Below are 18,918 nucleotides of genomic sequence, written 5' to 3' on the forward strand. Positions count from 1 at the left end.
GAGTATGGAGACAGAACGTTCGAGTGAATCCGACGGGTCGACGGCCAGTCGCCGCGGCTTTCTGCGGACGGCGGCCACGGGCGCGGCGGCCGCGGGCGTCGCAGTCGGTGCGACCGGTACGGCGACGGCACAGGAAGGGACCGAGATGGAGTCCAGCGGGCCGACGTTCGACGGGTGGCTGTCGGATACGAGCAACTACGACGGCGAAGTCGTCGACATGACCGGGCAGGATTCGATCACTGTCGGCGTCGGCGGCGAGAACCTCGTGTTCGATCCGCCGGCCGTCCGGGTCGATCCCGGGACGACCGTCACCTGGGAGTGGCAGGGTGGCCGGCACAACGTCGTCGGCGAGAACCGCGACTTCGACAGCGGCGAACCGGCCAGCGAGACCGGCACGACCTTCGAGCAGACCTTCGAGGAAGAGGGCGTGGTGAAGTACCTGTGTGAGCCCCACGTGGGGATCATGCAGGGCGTGGTCGTCGTCGGCGACGTGGAACTGGGCGGCGGCGAACACGGCGGCGGGGAACACGGCGGCGGCAAACTCGTCTTGACCGACAGCCTCCTGGCCATCGGTGTCGCCATCGTGCTGGGCGTCCTCTCGCCGATCCTGTTCGCGATCCACCTCTCGCTCAACAGCGACAAATTCGGCGGCGGCAACTCCGGCGACAACGACCTCAAGCGGATCGACTCCTGAGGCTCGACTGCGGTCCCGGACCCCGGCGGCCGACGAAACAGTTAGCACCGTCGCCCCGTAAGCCGGGGCGTGGACGAGACGATCGGCTGGCTCCGCGACCGCCCCTACTACGACGGGCAGATCACACACCACGAGACGGTCCCCGGCCACGCCGCGTCCTTCGCGGATCTGGACCTCCCGGACCGGCTGACCACTGCGCTGGATAAACAGGGGATCGAGCGACTGTACGGCCACCAGGCCGCCGCGGTCGAGCGCGTCCGCGAGGGCGACGACGTGGTGCTCGCGACCGACACCGCAAGCGGCAAGAGTCTGACCTACACCGTCCCGGCCTTCGAACGCGCCCTCGATCACACCGGCTGTACCCTCTATATCGCTCCACAGGTCGCGCTCATCAACGACCAGACCGACGCCCTCCAGAACCTCGCACACGGCCTCGGCTTCGGCAGTCGCGTCACCGTCGCCCAGTACACCGGCCGGCAGTCCAAATCCGAGAAAGCGGCGATCCGCGAGCGCCAGCCGACGGTCCTGCTGACGACGCCGGACATGCTCCACTACGGCATCCTGCCCCACAGCCACCGGCTCTGGGAGTGGTTCTTCGAACGCCTGGAGACCGTCGTCGTCGACGAGGTTCACGAGTACCGTGGCGTGTTCGGCAGTCAGGTCGGTCTCGTCATGCGCCGCCTCAACCGCGTCTGTGAGCGGTTCGACGCGGCACCGCAGTACGTCTGCTGTTCGGCGACCATCGGCAACCCGGTCGAACACGCGGCGACCGTGACGGGCCGATCCGAGTCCTCGTTCGCGGCGCTCACCGAGGACGAGAGCGCGACTGGGCCGACCCACTGGCTGTTCTGGAATCCCCCCGAGTACGACGATGACGGATGGGGGAGCGGCCGCCGGAAGTCCAGCCACACCGAGACGAAACGGCTGTTCGTCGACCTCGTGAGCCGCGGCTTCCAGACCGTCGTCTTCACCCGGTCCCGTCAGACCGCCGAGCGCTACGCCACCGAGAGCGCCGACGAGTTGCGCCGGCGGGGCGACCGCGATGCCGCCGAGACGGTGACGGCGTACCAGGCCGCGTTGACCAGCGAGCGCCGCCGGTCGGTCGAGCAGGGTCTCTCCTCGGGGGAGGTTCGCGGCGTCTGGAGCACGAACGCGCTCGAACTCGGCGTGGACATCGGCGGCCTCGACGCCGTCGTGCTCGACGGCTACCCGGGGACGCGGATGCAGGCCTTCCAGCAGGCCGGGCGGGCTGGCCGCGGTACCGACGCCAGTCTCGTCGTCCTCGTCGGCGGCGAGGACCAGCTGGATCAGTACTTCATGCGGAATCCAGCGGAGTTCTTCCAGTCCGAGCCGGAACGAGCCATCTCGAACCCGGGGAACCGACAGCTCGTGCCCGGGCACGTCCTGTCGGCCGCCCGCGAAACCTGGCTGACGCCGGCGGACGACAGCCACTTCGGCGAGGGCTTTCCGAACGTGGTGGCCGAGTTGACCGACACGGGAGACCTCGATCGGCGGGAGACCGACGCCGGCATTCGCTGGCTCTACGACGGCGGGGGCAGCCCACAGCACGAGATGAACATTCGGACCATCGACGACCAGCAGGTCCAGTTGCGGGACCGCGCGAGCGGGGAGACCGTCGCGAAGCTTCCCTTCGGCGACGCCCTGCGGGACGCGCACCCCGGTGCGATCTACCACCACCAGGGGCGGACCTACGAGGTGGTCGACCTGGACCTCGATCTGGGGGTCGCCGAACTCTCACAGACCCACGCCGACTACTACACGAAGGTCCTCCACGACAAGACGATCACCGTCGAGGACGATCACGCGGAGCGGCCGATGCCTGGACGCGAGGACAGTACCCTGCGGCTGGCCGACGTGACGATGCGAAAACAGATCACTGGCTACGAGCGCCGGGACGGCTCCAGCGGCGAGCCCCTGGGGCGGTTCGCGCTCGACCTGCCGGAGACGACCCTGGAGACGCGTGCCTTCTACTTCACCGTCCCCGATCCGGTCGAGCGGGCGATGCGCGAACGAGCCGGCGAGCAAAGCGAGGTCGCGAACACAGACGAGGCGTTCGGAGGCGGTATCCACGCCGCCGAACACGCGATGATCGCGATGATGCCCGCCGAGTTGCTCTGTGACCGCCGGGACGTCGGCGGCCTGTCGACGCCGTTGCACCCTCACACGGACCAGTCGACGATTTTTATCTACGACGGCTACCCCGGCGGCGTCGGCCTGACCGAGCGCGCCTACGCCGACATCGGGTCGCTCGTGACGACGACCCGCCGGATGGTCGCCTCGTGTGACTGCGCCGACGGTTGTCCGGCCTGCGTCCAGTCACCCCACTGCGGGAACGCCAACGACCCGCTTGACAAGGGCCTGGCGCTGGCACTGCTCCAGGCACTGGCCAGCGAAGGGTAGCGTCGACGTCCGGAACGAATTCAACAACTTTTAACGATAGTCGAACAGTTTGCCGTAGCAAACTGGGGGCACGTCTACGTGGTTGATCTCCGATCGAGTTCAGCAGGGGCAAATCCGAGATCCAGGGGGAACGAGCGGTGAGTCTCGTCGTCGATTTCCGTGTTAGCGGCGATCCGATCGACATCACGGCGGTCGCGGCGGCACACGCCAACGTCACCTTCGAGATCGAACAGTTGAACAGTTCGGGCGAACTGGTCGACTGGTACCTCTGGGCAGACGGAGAGGACCTCGACCGTGTCACGGACGCCTTCGAGTCACTGGCACACGTCGAGGAGGTGCTCGTCCTGAACGACGCCGGGGCGCTCCGGCTCTACCGCGTGTCGCTGCGCCCGAACGTGAGCGCGCCACCCGACGACCTCCTCGAGAGAGGGGTCCTCACCGAGGGCTACGTCAGACCACACTGTCTCGAACTCACTGCTCGCGTCACTGGCCGGGACGTTATCACTGGTGTCTGGAGTTACCTCCGAGAGAACGGCATCGACGTGGCAGTCGATGGTCTCCGTCGAGCGGGCGACGACGACCTGGGCCGGTTGACGGACGCGCAGTTCGAGGCGCTGGCCACGGCCTACGAGATGGGCTACTTCGACGAACCGAAGGGAGCGACACACGGTGAGGTGGCCGACGAACTCGGCATCGCTCGCTCGTCGCTCTCCGAACGTCTCCGACGAGCCGAGCGCCGACTCGTTCAACAGCAGTTCGGAGATTGAGCCGCCGTCACGCCGAACGTCGTCGCCGTATCGACTGCCGAAATCGGCTCTCGATTCTATCCAGACGGTTAAAACCCGCCCTGATTCGAGACAGTCGTTATACATGTTCGGCCACCAACTCGAATCGAGGATGGAATTGACCGACACGAGGCGCACGGTTCTCCGTGCGCTCGCAGTTGGGGGAACCGGTGCGGGGGCGCTGAGCGGACAGGTGTCGGCCGCGACACGAACGATCACCGTCGAGGGCGGCGGTGCGGACATCTGGGACACCGAAGACGCGTTCCACTTCTACTACACACCACTGACTGGCGACTTCGATATCTCCGTCCACGTCGAGTCGATGGACGACACGGACCCGTGGGCGAAAGCCGGCCTGATGGTGCGACAGCGACTGGCGGCCGACGCCGAGAACGCGATGCTACGGTACACACCGGGGAACGAGACCTCGGTCCAGTGGCGGAGCGACGACGGCGACGAGACCGACAGTACTACCTCGGACGACGTGGGGATCGGAGCGATGGACGCCTCGTGGCTTGGACTGGTCCGCGAGGGCGACACCATCACTGGCTACGGATCGACCGACGGGAGCGACTGGACCCGGATCGCCCGGCTCACCACCGACCACCTGGACATGAGCGAGGACACGTACGTGGGACTCGCAGTGACCAGTCACGACCGCGGGACGCTCTGTTCGACGACGTTCGATTCCCTGTCGGGCCTGGAACCGACCGAGAACCGCGACATCGGTGACGTGGCCGTTCCGGGGAGCGTCACGACGAGTGACGGGACCGACGAGGGGAGTGGCGATACGGGTGCCGGCGAGACTGTCACACCCGGGACCTACCGCCTGGTCAACGTCAATTCCGGGAAGGTACTCGACGTAGCTGGTGTCTCACAGGAGAACGGAGCGACGCTCCACCAGTGGGAGGACCTCGGCAATCCGAATCAGCACTGGGAGGTCGAACACCTCGGCGACGGTGAGTATCGACTGACCGCCAGTCACTCCGGGCAGGTCGCCGCGGTGGCGAACGCCGCAACCAAGGACGGGGCGGACGTGCGGCAGTGGCCGTGGTCGGATCAGGACAACAAACGCTGGCGGATCGAGCCGACCGGTGACGGGGCCTACCTGCTTCGGGCCGTCCACTCCGGCAAAGTGATGGACGTGACCGGCGCGAGAACCGGCGACGGCGCGAACGTGATCCAGTGGCCTGCGAAGGGCAGTGCGAACCAGCAGTGGCGGTTCGAGCCCGTCGAGGAGGACGGTGAAAACGACGACGGCGGCAGTGTCGAACCGGTCTCGCAGTTCACGCCCGACGCCGGGTTCGCCTCGACGGACTGGTTCGACGACGACGTGACCGTCCATCGCGTCCAGGAGCCGACGCGGGGGGCCGTCGAAGCGGCGTTTCAGGCCTCCGGCTCGCGGCTCGTCGTGTTCGAGACCAGCGGGACCATCGACCTCGGCGGCGAGACGCTGGCGATCACGGAGGACCGGTGCTGGGTCGCAGGACAGACGGCACCCTCGCCCGGAATCACGTTCGTCAACGGGATGGTACAGGTCGACGCGAACGACTGTGTCGTCCAGCACGTCCGTTCGCGAATCGGTCCCGGGTCCGACGGGAACATCCAGGGCAACGACTCGCTGAACACCGCCGACGACACGCGAAACAACGTCGTCGACCACGTCACCGCCTCCTGGGGGACCGACGAGTGTCTCTCCGTGGGTTACGACACGTCCGGCATCACGTACACGAACAACCTCGTCTACGAGGGGCTGTACGATCCATACGGGGACGGGAGCGACCACAACTACGGGACGCTGGTCGGCGACGGCGCCGACGACGTGACGCTGGCCGGGAACGTCTGGGCGAAATGTCGGAGCCGGATGCCCCGGCTGAAAAGCGGGACGCGGTCGGTCGTGGCGAACAATCTCGTGTACTACTTCGACGAGGGGGCCATCGCGGACGACTCGGCTGAGACGAGTTTCGTCGGGAACACCTACCTCGGGACGGTCGCATCCGGCGACTACGTCCTCGAGGGCGGGAGCGCGTACCTCGAGGATAACGTAGTGGCGGATCCGCCGCTAGATTCGGACGCTTCGTTCACCGACTCCGACGTGCTGGATTCGCGGCCGCTGTGGCCCGATGGCCTCGACGTGCTGTCGTCGGGCGACGTCGAAGGGCACAACCTCGCCAACGCGGGCGCTCGCCCAGCCGACCGGACGGCCGACGACCGTCGGATCGTCGAAGAGATCGAGGAGCGGGCGGGCAACGACCGCCTCGATTCGCCGTACGAGTACTGGATTCCGAATCCGGACGCCGTCGGCGGGTATCCCGAGCTCCCCGAGAACACGCGTTCGCTGTCGGTCCCGGACAGTGGCCTCCGGGACTGGATCGACCGATGGGCCCGCGCCGTCGAGGACCCCGGCGCGAGTCCGCCCTGAATCCACACAGTTCGAGGCACACATCGCGGAGAGGGGTGGCGTCGAGAGCCGATCGCGCTCCGGTCGCGTCACACCACTCGGTCCGCGGTCCCGGGACCGGCGGCTCCGTGCGATCACGTCAGACAGCGGGGCAAAAAGCCATCGAGAGCGACGACGAGTTTCACCCCCGGGGCGATCAGGTGTCGGCCGACCGATCACTCCCCGGGCGCCGTTTTTTATCGTCCACTGACGGGTTCGGCGATCGGCGTTACTCGGGCAGAGACGACTGTGAGGGACGATATCTATTCTATCGAGGCCAAGATATACCCAAGACGAATAGTTCTGTTTCAGTCGTCCGTTCAGTAGTTTTATACTACAGTAGTCGTCAGAAAAAGCCGAAACTAGAGGCATGGGTCGTCCATGGGGTCAGGGTCCCGGTGGGATGGGGCCAGCGGGTGGACAGACGTACAGATCGGACGCCACGCACGCCCGGGTGACGGTCCGTGGGCTGGTCGGACGACTGGTCTTTCTCACGGTATTGCTGTCGCTGGTCACGGCACCGGTGGTCGGGATCCTCGGCGTCGGGACGGGCACAGCCCCGGCGACGGCCGCGGCCGACGACGAACGCCTCGAGGGTGGCGGCGGGGGCGGTGGTAACCAGACGAGCGGGGGCGGCACCGACGGAACGACGAACGACACGGAGCAAGACGAGACGGGACTCCCCTCGGACCCGCCGACGGCTGACTATTTGGCCTCGCGGACGGCGGTGACGGTCGGCGAGACCATCAGGTTCGACGCGTCGGGGTCGAGTGACGACGGTTCCATCGTGAGTTACGAGTGGGAGTTCGGCGACGGATCGACCGCGACGGGCGAGACGGTGACCTACGCCTACGACGAACCCGGCACCTACGGGGCCAGCGTGACCGTGACCGACGACGACGGGCTGACGGACACGCTGATCGGGACGGTTTTCGTCGATCCGGCCGAGAACACCACCGACGGAACCGACGGGGCCAGGAACGGCACCGACACCGGAAACGGGACGACCGACTGCATCGAAGCGCCCGACGGCGTCACCGCTCCGGACGGCGTCGACACGAGCCCCTGTCCGACCGGAGAGGCCCCGAGCGCGTCTCTCACTGCCTCGGCGACGAACGTCACCGTCGGCGAGCCGGTCGATTTCGACGCCAGCGGCTCGACCGACGACGGTACCATCGAGAACTACGGCTGGACGTTCGGCGACGGGGCGACTGCGAGCGGACCACAGGTCAGTCACGCGTACGGCGACCCCGGCACCTACGTCGCCGAAGTGATCGTGCGGGACGACGACGACCGGACCGACTCGGCGACGGTGACCGTCACGGTCGGCGAGGCCGACACGACCGACCCGGGGAACACGACCGACCCCGACGGATCGGGCGGATCTGGGGGGCCCACCGGTCCAGGTGGTTCAGACGACGCCGGGAACGACACCGCGAACACCACGTACGACGTGAGTTACTACGCCCTGGCGATCGGGACCCGCGGCCTGTTCGGTGCCGAGGGAACGTTCGAGGGTGAGCCTGCCAGTTTCGAGTGGACGTTCCACGACGGGACGACGGCGCGCGGTCCGGAGGCGACGTACACGTACGACGACACCGGGACCTACGACTTCGAGGTGACGGTGACCGGCGACGGCGGCGCCAGCGAGACGTTCTCGAACACCATCGATGTCGAGACGACGAACGCCAGTGCCGACTGTCGGGACGTCGAGACTGCGGTGGCGAACGGGAGCGTCCCGAACGACACGGTCGTCGACCTCGACCACATCGCGTCGATCTGTGACTCGGTGGACACGGGAACAGGGGACGGGACCGACGGCGACGACACGGAGTGTGTCGAGGTGCCCGAGGGCGTCACCGCACCGGACGGCGTCGACACCGACCCGTGTCCGACCCCACCGAGCGCGTCGTTCACCGCGTCGGCGACGAACGTCACCGTGGGCGAGACGGTCACGTTCGACGCCAGCGGCCCGACCGACGACGGGACGATAACCGGCTACGACTGGCAGTTCGGCGACGGGACCACCGCCGCCGGGGCACAGGTCGATCACGCGTACGCCGATCCCGGCACGTACGTCGTCGAGTTGACCGTCACCGACGACCAGGGGGCGGCGAACACCACCACACGAACCGTCGAGGTGACGGCCGCGGACGATGGTAGCGGTGACCTCGGGTCGATCGCGTACGGGGAGACCGAGCAGGCACGACTCGACGCAGAGGACTCGGAGGACGGGTTCGTCCGCGTCGAGACCGTCACCTTCGAGGCGTCTGCTGGTGACCGCGTCGCGGTGTCGCTCGACGTCGAGAGCGCGAATGCGGCCGCGTACCTGACAGTCTTCGGTCCGGAGGGCGAACCGCTCGCGCCCCGGGAGGGTGCGTTCGTGACGCCCGTGGACGGGACCTACGAGATCGAGATCAGCGGGTTCGAGACGACCGACAGTGGTGACGAAGCTTCGGACGAGGACGCACCCATCGACTACACCCTCGGCCTGGAGAAGACCGGCGAACTGCCGCTCGACCTCCGGTCGCTGGAGTACGGACGGGAACGGACCGGAGTCGTGGAACGAACCGATCCGACGGTTGAGGGCCGCCCGTACGAACCGGTCGCGTTCGATGGGACGGCGGGTGACACCGTCGAGATCACGGTCGAACCGACCAACGGGGGCCCAGCGGCGGTTCGCCTGCGCAACGAGTCCGGCGCGCTCGTGGCGACCGAGAGCCTCTACGCGGAGGATCGGTCCTTCCGGACGGAACTGGACACGTCCGGCACCTTCACGGTCGAAGTCACGTCCCTCGAACTCCGGTTGGGCGGGTACGAACTCGGCCTCGAACGCGTCGATACCGACGAGAGCGAGAACTTCACGATCGAACCCGCGAACGCGACCGTGGGGGAGAGGGTCACGTTCGACGCCGGGAACCTGACTGCCAGTGAGGAGATCCAGGACTACGACTGGCAGTTCGGCGACGGGACGACCGGGAGGGGAGTCTCGACGAGCCACACCTACGAGTCGGCCGGCAACTACACCGTCGAGTTGACCGTCACCTACGTGCAGGGCATCCAGGGACGGTTCACGCGGACGGTCGACGTGTCCTCGTCCGAGGACCAGTTGATAGTCGACGACGACGGCGACGCGGCTTACGAGTCGATCCAGCCCGCCGTCGCGAACGCCTCCGAGGGCGAGCAGGTCCTCGTCAGGGAGGGGACCTACGACGGCGGCGTCACCGTCGACGGGGACGTGACGGTCGTCGGCGAGGGACGACCGACCGTCACCGGTGGGAGCGGTGCGGCGTTCCGGATCCCACGGGGGAGCGCGGCCGGGCCGACGGTCAGTGGCTTCGAGGTCACTGGCGGCACGGCGCTGGTCGCGTCCGAGACGAGCGGCGACTGGACGCTCCGTGACACGGTGGCGACCGGTGGTGCCGGAGCGGGTATCGAGGCCACCGGGACCGGCGGCGACTGGACCGTCCGGAACGTAACCGTCCGGGCGTTCGACGAGGGAATCGACGTGCGCGAGACGGCCGGGTTCGGCCGGTTGCGGGACGTCACCGTCGCCGACACCGACGGTCCCGGCGTCAGGGCGTCGAAATCGAGCGGCCGGCTCGGAGTGACCGGGAGTCGGATCACCGGCAACGCCGGTCCCGGGATCCTCTTGCGAGACGTGACCGGCGATGAGACGGCCGTCCCGCCGGGAAGCACACAGACGCCCGACGACTGGATCATCACGGACACGCGCGTGACCGACAACGGTGGCCGCGGCGTCGCCGCCGCTCGACTGGGCGGGGTCGCCACTATCGAGGGAGTGAGGGTGACCGGAAACGGCGGCGACGGGCTCTCGCTGACTCAGGCGGCCGGCAGCTGGGCTATCGGAGACGCAGTCGTCCGGGACAACGCGGACGCCGGCATCGACGCCGCCGGGACAGACGGCTTCTGGTCGGTCAGAGAGACCACGGTCGACGGGAACACCGTCGGCATCCTGGCGACCGACGCGACGAGCGACTGGGTCGTCTCCAGGAGTCGGGTCCTGTTCCACGATGGCGAGGGGATCGAGGCGAGCGAGACGAGTGGCGACTGGCGCATCGCCGACACGAACGTCAGCGAGAACGGTGACGGCGTGGTCGCACCCCGGAGTACCGGCGACTGGGAAGTCGACGACGCGACCGTCGAGTTCAACGACGACGACGGGATCGACGCCGGTGACGCCGACGGCAACTGGACGGTCCGGGGGACGACGGACCTGACGAGCAACGATCTGATCGCGACCGGGACCACCGGACAGTGGGCGGTCCACCGGACGAACTTCCTGGTGAGTTCGACCATCGACGCGACGGGCGCGAGTCCGCGGGGCAACGCCCGCCGGAACTGGTGGGGAACCCCACGCGGCGCGGGTCCCATCGAGGGCTGTACGGGGAACGTGACCTGCCGGAACCCGCTAGGCGAACGCGCAAGCGAGGACGCTATCGGCATCTCCGTCGACGTGAACGACGGGTCCGAGGACCGGCCGTTCGCGGGTGCCGACGTGTACCTGTACGAACACCGCGACTTCGGGACCGCCGACACGCCACCCACGACGGCCAGCATCCTCGACGACTACGACGGTCGCGAGTACTACGCGGAGCGGACCGGACGGATCCGGACGGTCCGTGGTCTCACCGCGTTCACACAGCAGCCCTCGTCGAAACTCCCCGGGGGACCGGACGGACGGTTCTACACGACCGGTCCCGAGGGACTGGTCCGACTGACCGGCCTGACTGCGGGCGAGTACTGTCTGCTGGTCGCCCCGCCGGATTACAGCCCACGCAACGTCCGGGCCGAGTGTCTCGAGGTCTCCGGCAGTGCCGTCGAGGACGTGGCTGTCACGCACACGAACGACACCAGCCTGGACCACCTGACCGACGAGTTCGCCGCGATCAGGGACCAGTCGACGTACCATATCGGCGACATCATCAGTCTCGGTGCCGGCGCGTACACGGACACGGGCAGGGCACTGGCGCAGAAGGATCTGGTGACGACGAAAGACGTCATCGGGTCGGTCCGGTCGGGAATGGAGTCGGCCGTCGAGGCATCGACCGAGGGTAACAACCCCAAACGGGCGGCCAAGAAGGCCATCGCGGAGACCCTGATCCAGACCGCGCTCACCAGGTCCACACGCAACAATATCAAGAAACTGTACGGCGAGTGGGCGTTCGCGGCCGTCGAGAGTGACGACGCCGACCGGTTCGCCGCGTACGCGGACACGCTCGGCGACACAGACTGGATGAAGGACTTCGAGTACACCGGCGACAGAGCGGGCCGGGCGTCGGGTGCCTACGAAGAGATCACCTTCGTCGAGGGCGCACGGAGTACGGTCGAGAACACCTACGACAGCAACACCGGTGTCCGGACCGGGGAGGGGACGACTCGCGATCGGCCGCCCGGGGCACTGGATCCAGTGGCCGTCGAGGACGTCCTGCAGACACAGAAGCGTGCGATCGCCGGCGAGTGGGTCGCCGAGGGCCTGGTGGTGACACCGAACGGGGCGGTGTACGCGATCAACAAGACCGGCGGTGCGCGGGAGTCACACAGGCGTGCCTACGAGGAGTTCGACGGCGCGAACGACGCCAAGAAGCTCTCGGCGTTCGTCGGGAAAGTCGGGAGCGTCGTCTCCACCGGCAGCGCGGCTCACGGGAACGCGCTCGGCGTGGCGGTCGGCTCCGGCGTCGAGGCCGTCGGGAGCGGTGGGGAAGTGCTGTTCGGCATCCAGACCGAACTCGCCCGGTACGAGACGGTGAAACGGAACGTCCGGACGCAGTTGTACGCGCTCCACGACATCGAGAACGTCGGGATGATCAATCGGGACGTCGCGGACTGGCTCGAAACCGAGTATCAGGACCCCTCGGTCGGGAACGTCGCCGGCGAGATCGTCACCAGTCCGGAGTTCGAGGAGAACGCGTACGGCGTCAACGTCGTCAAGGCGAACCGTCCGGAGGACACGGGCTATACGAACACCCGGACGCGCTACGTGGACGACTACCCGGTCACGATCGAGAACACCGGCGAGGAAGCCGTCCCGACGCGCGTCGTCGTGGCCAGCTCCTACCACTCCGAGCAGGGCGAGGGGTCGCGTGGCCTCTACGGTGAGGCGACGACCATTCCGGAGCCCAGCGAGGACGCGCTGGCGATCCAGCCCGGGAATCGGGTTCGCCGGGACGCGACGGTCACCATCGGCGAACCCGAGACCGATCCCCTCCGGGTCCACTTCGTCCACACCATGCTCGTCATGGAGGGCAAGCAGGTCGACCACGAGACCGACTGGACCTTCGTCAACATGTCCACTACCGACTGTGCGAACTACAAGACCAGCGCCGACGAGGGGCCCTACGGCGAGCCCTGCACGCTCGACCCGGACAAACGGCTGGGTTACGACTTCAGCGATATCGACGGTGACGACGGCCCGCCGAGCCAGCCCGCCAGCGGCCCGGACGTCGCCGCCAGTGCGGGACTGGCCGCGACGGGTGGCACGCTCGAACGAGTGCGGACGCCCGACGCCGTCTACACGACCGCCGATTCCGCGCCCGGCCGGGCGATGCGTCACGAGACCTTCGACGAACAGAAGCCGCGCGTCCGGACGCTGGTCGACACCGAACTCGGTTCACAGGGCTCCGTCGCGGCCAGTCTGACGACCGGCGAAGATACCGAGAGCCTGACGCTCGTGCTGATCGGGCCACCCGACACCGAAACCGGACTCTCGGTGACCGACGGCGCGGGCCGGACGACCAACGGGACCACAGTGGCGATTCCCGACTCCCGGTACGGGGACGACGGCGGCGTCGTCGACCGCGTCCGGATCGAGAACGCGAGCGGGCTGGAGCTCTCGGTCACGGCGCGTGCCGACGCACGGGACCGTGAGGGCCCCGTCCCGGTCGAAGTCCTCGCCATCGAGACGCCCGAGCGCCCGGCGATGATGGGCGTGATCCCGTCGGCAGTCGACGTGTCGGCCACGCCCGGCACCGAGCGGACGGCGACGCTCGACATCGCCGAGGTCGGCGGCCAGCGAGCCATCGCGAACCCGACGGTGTCCGTGGGGAACCTGACGAACGGTGCCGGTGCGCGACTGCTGTCCGACGCGGTGACTCTGGACGGCGTCGAACGCGTGCCAGCGGGCGGGACGGTCACCGCGACCCTCACCGTCGATCTGCCCGCGACCGTCGACCTGCCCGCGGACAGCGCCACGCGGTTCACCGGCACGGTCAACGTCAGCGCCGAGACCGGCGGCTCGGTCGAGACTGGCCTGTCGGTGCTGGCGCTGGACACGTCGGTCGCGAACGCCAGCCTCGTCGCGGCCGACCGGACGGTCACTGGCGTCCACCTCGATGCGGCCGGGACCGGGCAGGCGTCGGTCACCGGCACCCCGGTCGCCGGGTACGACGCCAGCGTCCAGGGCACCGGCAACGCGACGGTCCGTCTCCCCGGCGTTGCCGGCAACGCGACCGCCTACGCCGTGGCCGACGGGTCCTCGACGGCACTGGACACGACCGGTACCCGCGGCACCCTCTCGGTGACGCTCCACGCTGGCGACTACCGGATCGTGGTGGCCGCGGCCGACACCGCAGACGGAGCCGACGGTGACGGCAGTGCTACCGACGACGAGCGCACCGGGTCCGGGAGCGGGGGCGGTGACGGCGGCTCCGAGAGCGACGGCAGTGACGGTCTCGGAACCGGCCCCAGCGGCATCGACGGCCCGGTCGACATCGACGTCGACGGCCCATCGACCGTCACGTCCACCGGCGACGGAGGGGCCGACGACGAGGGTCCCGGGACGGAATCGACGACGCGGCCGGTGACGACGGACGGGCCCGAACCGCCGGCGACGACCGCGCCACCCACCGTGTCGCCGGAACCGGTGACGCCGCCGACCGGTGGGGCCGAGGAACCGGCCGACGACGTGACGGCGACGGAGACGACCACCGCGGACGGCCCCGGGTTCGGACTCCTCGCCACGCTGGTCGCGCTGGTCGCGATCCTGTCACTCACCGCCTGGCGACGGAGGGAGTGAACGCGCCTCGGCTCCGCGTCCTCGGCCGTCAGTCGTGACAGATACCTATATCTCCTCGGCGAGCGTTAGTATCACATGAACCCGCGACCGATACTCAGAGCGGAAGGGCTGGCGATCTTCGGCGTCGCCACGGCGGCGTATTTCTTGCTGGGCGGCCCGCTCTGGTTGTTTCTCCTGCTGGCGCTCGCCCCCGACCTCGCGATGGTCGGGTACCTCGCCGGCCCGGCGAGCGGGAGCCGACTCTACAACGCCGCACACACGTACGTCGGGCCGCTCGTACTCGGGGCCGCCGGCGTCTGGTGGGCCGCGCCGCTGGCCGTCTCCGTCGCACTGGTGTGGACGGCTCACATCGGTGTCGACCGCGCCGTCGGCTACGGGCTGAAGTACCCGAGTGGATTCGGGGACACACACCTGAGCGGGACGAACCTGGCCGGATCGGTGGACGCGCCGCCGGTCGAGGCGGAGCCGAGCGACTGAGGTTCCGGGGTGATCAGTCCGCGGGTTCCGGCCCGGTGTCGAAGCCCGGGCTGGATCCCTCGATCTCGTCGTCGTGGAGGTAACACTGCGGGTCGGGGGCGAAGGGGTCGTCGTGGACCGACAGGGCGCGGAGCCGGGAGCCTCCGCGACAGACCGACTGGTAGGCACAGTCGGCGCACTTGCCTTTGAGATGAGCTTCGCGGTTGCGGAGTTTCTGCAGGAGCGGATTCGACTCGTCCTCCCAGATCGCGCCGAAGGGGCGGTCCCGGACGTTGCCCAAGGAGTAGCCCTGCCAGAACTGGGTGAGGTGGACGTTGCCCTGGTAGTCAACGTCGGCGACGCGCTCGCCGGTCGGGTCGCCGCCGTTGACTTCCAGGTAGCGGTAGATGCGCTCGGCGGCGGCCTCGCTCAGGTGCTCGCGGGCGTACTCGACGAGGTAGCCGGCGTCGGCGTAGTTGCCCACGAGCAGGGTCTCGATCTCCTCGCCGCGGGCGTGGTACTCGCGAGTCATGTCGCAGACGGTCCGGACGGCTTCGCGGCGTTCCTCGGGCGTCAGATCCACGTCCTGGATCTCGTTTCCGCGGCCGCCGTAGTCGAGGTGGTAGAAACAGAACCGGTCGAGGCCGGCGTCGTGGAGCAGGCTCACCACGTCTTCGAGGTCGTCGGCGTTGTGTTTCGTGATCGTGTAACGGAGGCCGGTCTTGAGGCCCGCCGACTGACACGCCTCGATACCCCGGAGCGCGGCGTCGAACGCGCCCTCCTCCCCGCGGAAGGCGTCGTTGCGCTCGGGGAGGCCGTCGACGGAGACGCCGGCGTACTTGAGGCCTGCTTCCTTCAGGTCCTGGGCGCGCTCTTCGGTGATCAGGGTCCCGTTGGTCGAGAGGACCGGACGGATCCCGGCGTCGGCGGCGTAGGCGACGAGTTCTTCGAGATCCTCGCGGACGAGGGGTTCCCCACCGGAGAAGAGGACGACGGGAACGCCGTAGTCGGCCAGGTCGTCGAGCAGGCGTTTCCCCTCGGCCGTCGAGAGCTCACCCGAGGCACACTCGGTGTCGGCGGCGGCGTAGCAGTGCTCACAGTAGAGGTTGCACTGTTTGGTGGTGTTCCAGACGACGACCGGCCGGCGCTGTTTCCGCTCGCGGATCTGCTCGCGGTCGGACTCGTCGGCGGCGTCGTACCGCAGGCCGTCTCCCTCCGCGTCCAGGTCACAGAGGAGTTTGCTGACCGAGATCATCGGTCCACCTCGTCCGTCGGCGACCGATCACGACCCACGATACTGCGGGCACCATGTTCCAGTCTCGGTGACATACGTGAGCGAAGGGAAGACGTTCACAAACAGCTACTGAGTGTTTTCAGCCCGTGGGAACGGATCCGTCTATTTACCCGTGTCCAACCCAGAGCGATAACGAGGTGACCATTGAGATGGAGAGACGTACGTTCGTGCGTGGAATCGGAGCGATGACAGTTGCTGGCGCGCTCGCGGGCTGTAGCGGTGGCGGCGGCGGTGGCGACGGCGACGGCGACGGCGACGACGGTGGCGACGACACCACCACGGGCGACGGCGGTGGCGAGACTGCCAGCGTCCCCGGCGAGGTCGACTCCTATCTGAGCGACAACGGCGCGAACGGGTACGAGGGCAACGCGGCGGACATGACCGGACAGGATTCCGTCGAAGTCAGCGTCGGTGTCGGCGACCTCGGCTACGGGTTCGACCCAGTGGCAGTGGTCGTCTCTGCCGGAACCGAAGTGACGTGGGTCTGGACGGGCAACGGCGGTTCGCACAACGTCGTCTCGACCGACGACGCGTTCGAGAGCAATCTCCAGTCCAGCGCCGGGGCGACGTTCTCACACACGTTCGAGGAGACCGGCAACTACACCTACTACTGTAATCCCCACAGCGGAAACGGGATGCACGCCGCGGTCATCGTCGAGTAATCGGCCGACACTCCCTTTCTTTCGAGTCGCCGCGGCACGCCGGGCGCCGTCAGCTCACGACCAGCACGAAGCCAGTGACGAACATCAACAGTGCGATCCCCGCCAGCACGAGAAAGAGCAGGTCTTTTTCGGACATTACCTCCAGTAAGAAGTGAAACGGCTAATTACCTTCGTCTCTAATCTCGGCCAATGACAGACACGGTCACCCGTTCCCCGACCGGTCGTCCGGGTACTCGCGTCGTCCTGTTCATCTACGCTGCCGTCGTCACCATCGCCGGGGTGATGGGCTTCATCCTCGGGAACGCCCGGCCCGAAGACCTCGACCCGGAGCTGTTCGGGTTCATCCAGTTGCCGCCAACCGCCCTCGGCACCGCCCTCTACGGCATGATCACCGTCGGGGTCGGCCTCGGGATCCTGCTCGGGCTGGTGATCTACGTCTCCAACGAGTACGCCGACGCGTAGCTCAACCCTGCCCGACCATACTGTCCTCGTCGTCCCACTCCTGTTCGCGGAGTTCGTACTTCTGGATCTTCCCGGTGGCCGTCGTCGGGAGTTCCGTGACGAACTCGAACCGACGGACGACCTTGTAGCCGGCCAGCTGTGACTCGCAGAACGTCTTGAGCTCGTCCGTCGAGACCGGCGGGTTCTCGGGGTCTTCGTTGCTCGGAACGACGAAGGCCTTCGGCGTCTCGCCCCACTGCTCGCTGGGAGCGGGGATGACCGCCACCTGACTCACCGCGTCGTGGTCGTAGAGCGTGTCTTCGAGTTCGATGCTGGAGATGTTCTCCCCACCCGAGATGATGATATCTTTCTTCCGGTCCTGAATCGAGAGCATCCCGTTGGCGTCGATCACCGCGAGGTCGCCGGTGTGATAGTAGCCCTCGATCCGGTCGGTGAACGCCTCTTCGGTGGCCTCGGGCTTGTTCCAGTAGCGGTCCATCACCTGGTTACCCTGGACGACGACTTCGCCGATCGTCTCGTCGTCCCACGGGACGTCCTCGCCATCTTCGTCGACGACGCGCACGTCCGTCCCGAGGTAGCCCAGGCCCTGGCGTTTTTTGATCTCGAACCGCGAGTCGGCGTCGGCGTCGTACAGCCGACGGGCGTCGGAGGTGGTGATGAGCGGGCCGGTCTCGGTCGCGCCGTAGACGTGTTTCAGATGCCAGCCGAACTCGTCTTCGACCGTGCGGATGGTGGCCTCCGGCGGCGCGCTCCCGGCCGTGGCGATGCGGATGGGACTGTCGCCCGTCGTCTCGACGTCGCCGTCCTCGCTCTCGTAGTAGTCACTCAGCATGTTCAGCACCGTCGGGGCGCCGCACATGTACGAGACGTCCTCCGCGGCGACGGTCTCGAAGATCCACCCGGCGTCGACGCCGCGGGTGCAGACGTGTGTCGCACCCATCCCGGTGACGGCGTAGATGTGGCCCCAGCCGTTGACGTGGAACATCGGCAGGGTCCAGAGGTACACGTCGTCGTCACGAATCTCCTGGTGGACGGAGACGAGGTAGGCGTGGATCGTCTCGGTCCGGTGAGTCCGGACGACGCCTTTCGGGTCGCCGGTCGTCCCGGAGGTGTAGTTGATCGTGATGTCGTCGTCTTCGGCCATCTCCGGCCGGTCGTAGTCGGTGCCGGCGGCGTCGATCACGTCGTCGAAGGACTCCCAGTCGCCCTCGACCGCGTCGGTGTCGTTCGTCACGAAGGTTTCGGTCGGCACGTCGTCCCGGACCGCCTCGATACGGTCCGCGTACTCGTGGTCGGCGTAGATGGCGTCGACCTCGGCGTCGCTCAGGATGTACTCGAAGTCGTCGGGGACCAGACGGTAGTTCAGCGGCGTGTGGACCGCGCCGACCTGCATGCTCCCGAAGGCGGCTTCGAGGTGGTAGTGCGTGTTCGGATCCAGAACCGCCACACGGTCGCCCTTCTCGATGCCCCGGTCCTGCAGGAACGCCGAGAAACCGTCGGCACGAGCGCCCAGTTCGTCGTAGCTGTACCGCTCCCCGGTCGTCGCGACGACGGCCTCCTCGTCGCCGTAGTGGCGTCGCGCCCGGTCCAGAAAGTCCGTGACCAGCAGTGGTTTTTCCATCGCGCCTCGCAAAACGGGGGAAAACCTAATAGTAGTTTTCGACGGTCC

General features: G+C 67.6%; 10 protein-coding genes. 8 read left to right on the forward strand and 2 right to left on the reverse strand.

Features of this window, described 5'->3' with window-relative positions:
* Positions 1-4 precede the first annotated feature (4 nt).
* The 6 genes from EAF64_RS10995 to EAF64_RS11020 all read left to right on the forward strand — a co-directional run bounded on the left by EAF64_RS10995 (position 5) and on the right by EAF64_RS11020 (position 14,852).
* A complete protein-coding gene (locus tag EAF64_RS10995) occupies positions 5-694 on the forward strand; it encodes a halocyanin domain-containing protein (protein WP_129069026.1) in 690 nt (229 codons plus the stop codon).
* A 69-nt stretch (positions 695-763) separates the two neighbouring features.
* A complete protein-coding gene (locus EAF64_RS11000) occupies positions 764-3,115 on the forward strand; it encodes a DEAD/DEAH box helicase (protein WP_129069027.1) in 2,352 nt (783 codons plus the stop codon).
* A gap of 137 nt (positions 3,116-3,252) precedes the next feature.
* Complete coding sequence (locus EAF64_RS11005; protein WP_129069028.1) at positions 3,253-3,882, forward strand: helix-turn-helix domain-containing protein; 630 nt, start codon at positions 3,253-3,255, stop codon at positions 3,880-3,882.
* Positions 3,883-4,012: 130 nt separating this feature from the next.
* On the forward strand, positions 4,013-6,322 hold the full coding sequence (locus EAF64_RS11010; protein ID WP_227738945.1) for an RICIN domain-containing protein: 2,310 nt from the start codon (positions 4,013-4,015) through the stop codon (positions 6,320-6,322).
* Positions 6,323-6,710: 388 nt separating this feature from the next.
* Positions 6,711-14,375, forward strand: a complete 7,665-nt coding sequence (locus tag EAF64_RS11015) for a PKD domain-containing protein (protein ID WP_129069030.1) — start codon at positions 6,711-6,713, stop codon at positions 14,373-14,375.
* Positions 14,376-14,450: 75 nt separating this feature from the next.
* On the forward strand, positions 14,451-14,852 hold the full coding sequence (locus EAF64_RS11020; protein ID WP_129069031.1) for a DUF4260 domain-containing protein: 402 nt from the start codon (positions 14,451-14,453) through the stop codon (positions 14,850-14,852).
* Between the two features lie 13 nt (positions 14,853-14,865).
* Here EAF64_RS11020 and EAF64_RS11025 read toward each other — a convergent pair whose 3' ends face one another.
* The gene (locus tag EAF64_RS11025; RefSeq protein ID WP_129069032.1) at positions 14,866-16,086 is read right to left on the reverse strand and encodes a TIGR04347 family pseudo-SAM/SPASM protein; all 1,221 of its coding nucleotides are present in this window, start codon (positions 16,084-16,086) and stop codon (positions 14,866-14,868) included.
* Positions 16,087-16,310: 224 nt separating this feature from the next.
* Here EAF64_RS11025 and EAF64_RS11030 point away from each other — a divergent pair, with 224 nt between their 5' ends.
* Positions 16,311-16,787, forward strand: coding sequence for a halocyanin domain-containing protein (locus EAF64_RS11030; RefSeq protein ID WP_227738946.1), 477 nt, complete (start codon positions 16,311-16,313; stop codon positions 16,785-16,787).
* 189 nt (positions 16,788-16,976) lie between these two features.
* Positions 16,977-17,249: a DUF7520 family protein gene (locus tag EAF64_RS11035; protein WP_129069034.1), complete on the forward strand. Its 273-nt coding sequence runs from the start codon at positions 16,977-16,979 to the stop codon at positions 17,247-17,249.
* A 1-nt stretch (position 17,250) separates the two neighbouring features.
* Here EAF64_RS11035 and EAF64_RS11040 read toward each other — a convergent pair whose 3' ends face one another.
* Positions 17,251-18,870: a long-chain-fatty-acid--CoA ligase gene (locus EAF64_RS11040; protein ID WP_129069035.1), complete on the reverse strand. Its 1,620-nt coding sequence runs from the start codon at positions 18,868-18,870 to the stop codon at positions 17,251-17,253.
* Positions 18,871-18,918: the final 48 nt, after the last annotated feature.

It is taken from the genome of Halorientalis pallida, from assembly GCF_004118325.1.
GTDB classification, from domain to species: domain Archaea; phylum Halobacteriota; class Halobacteria; order Halobacteriales; family Haloarculaceae; genus Halorientalis; species Halorientalis pallida.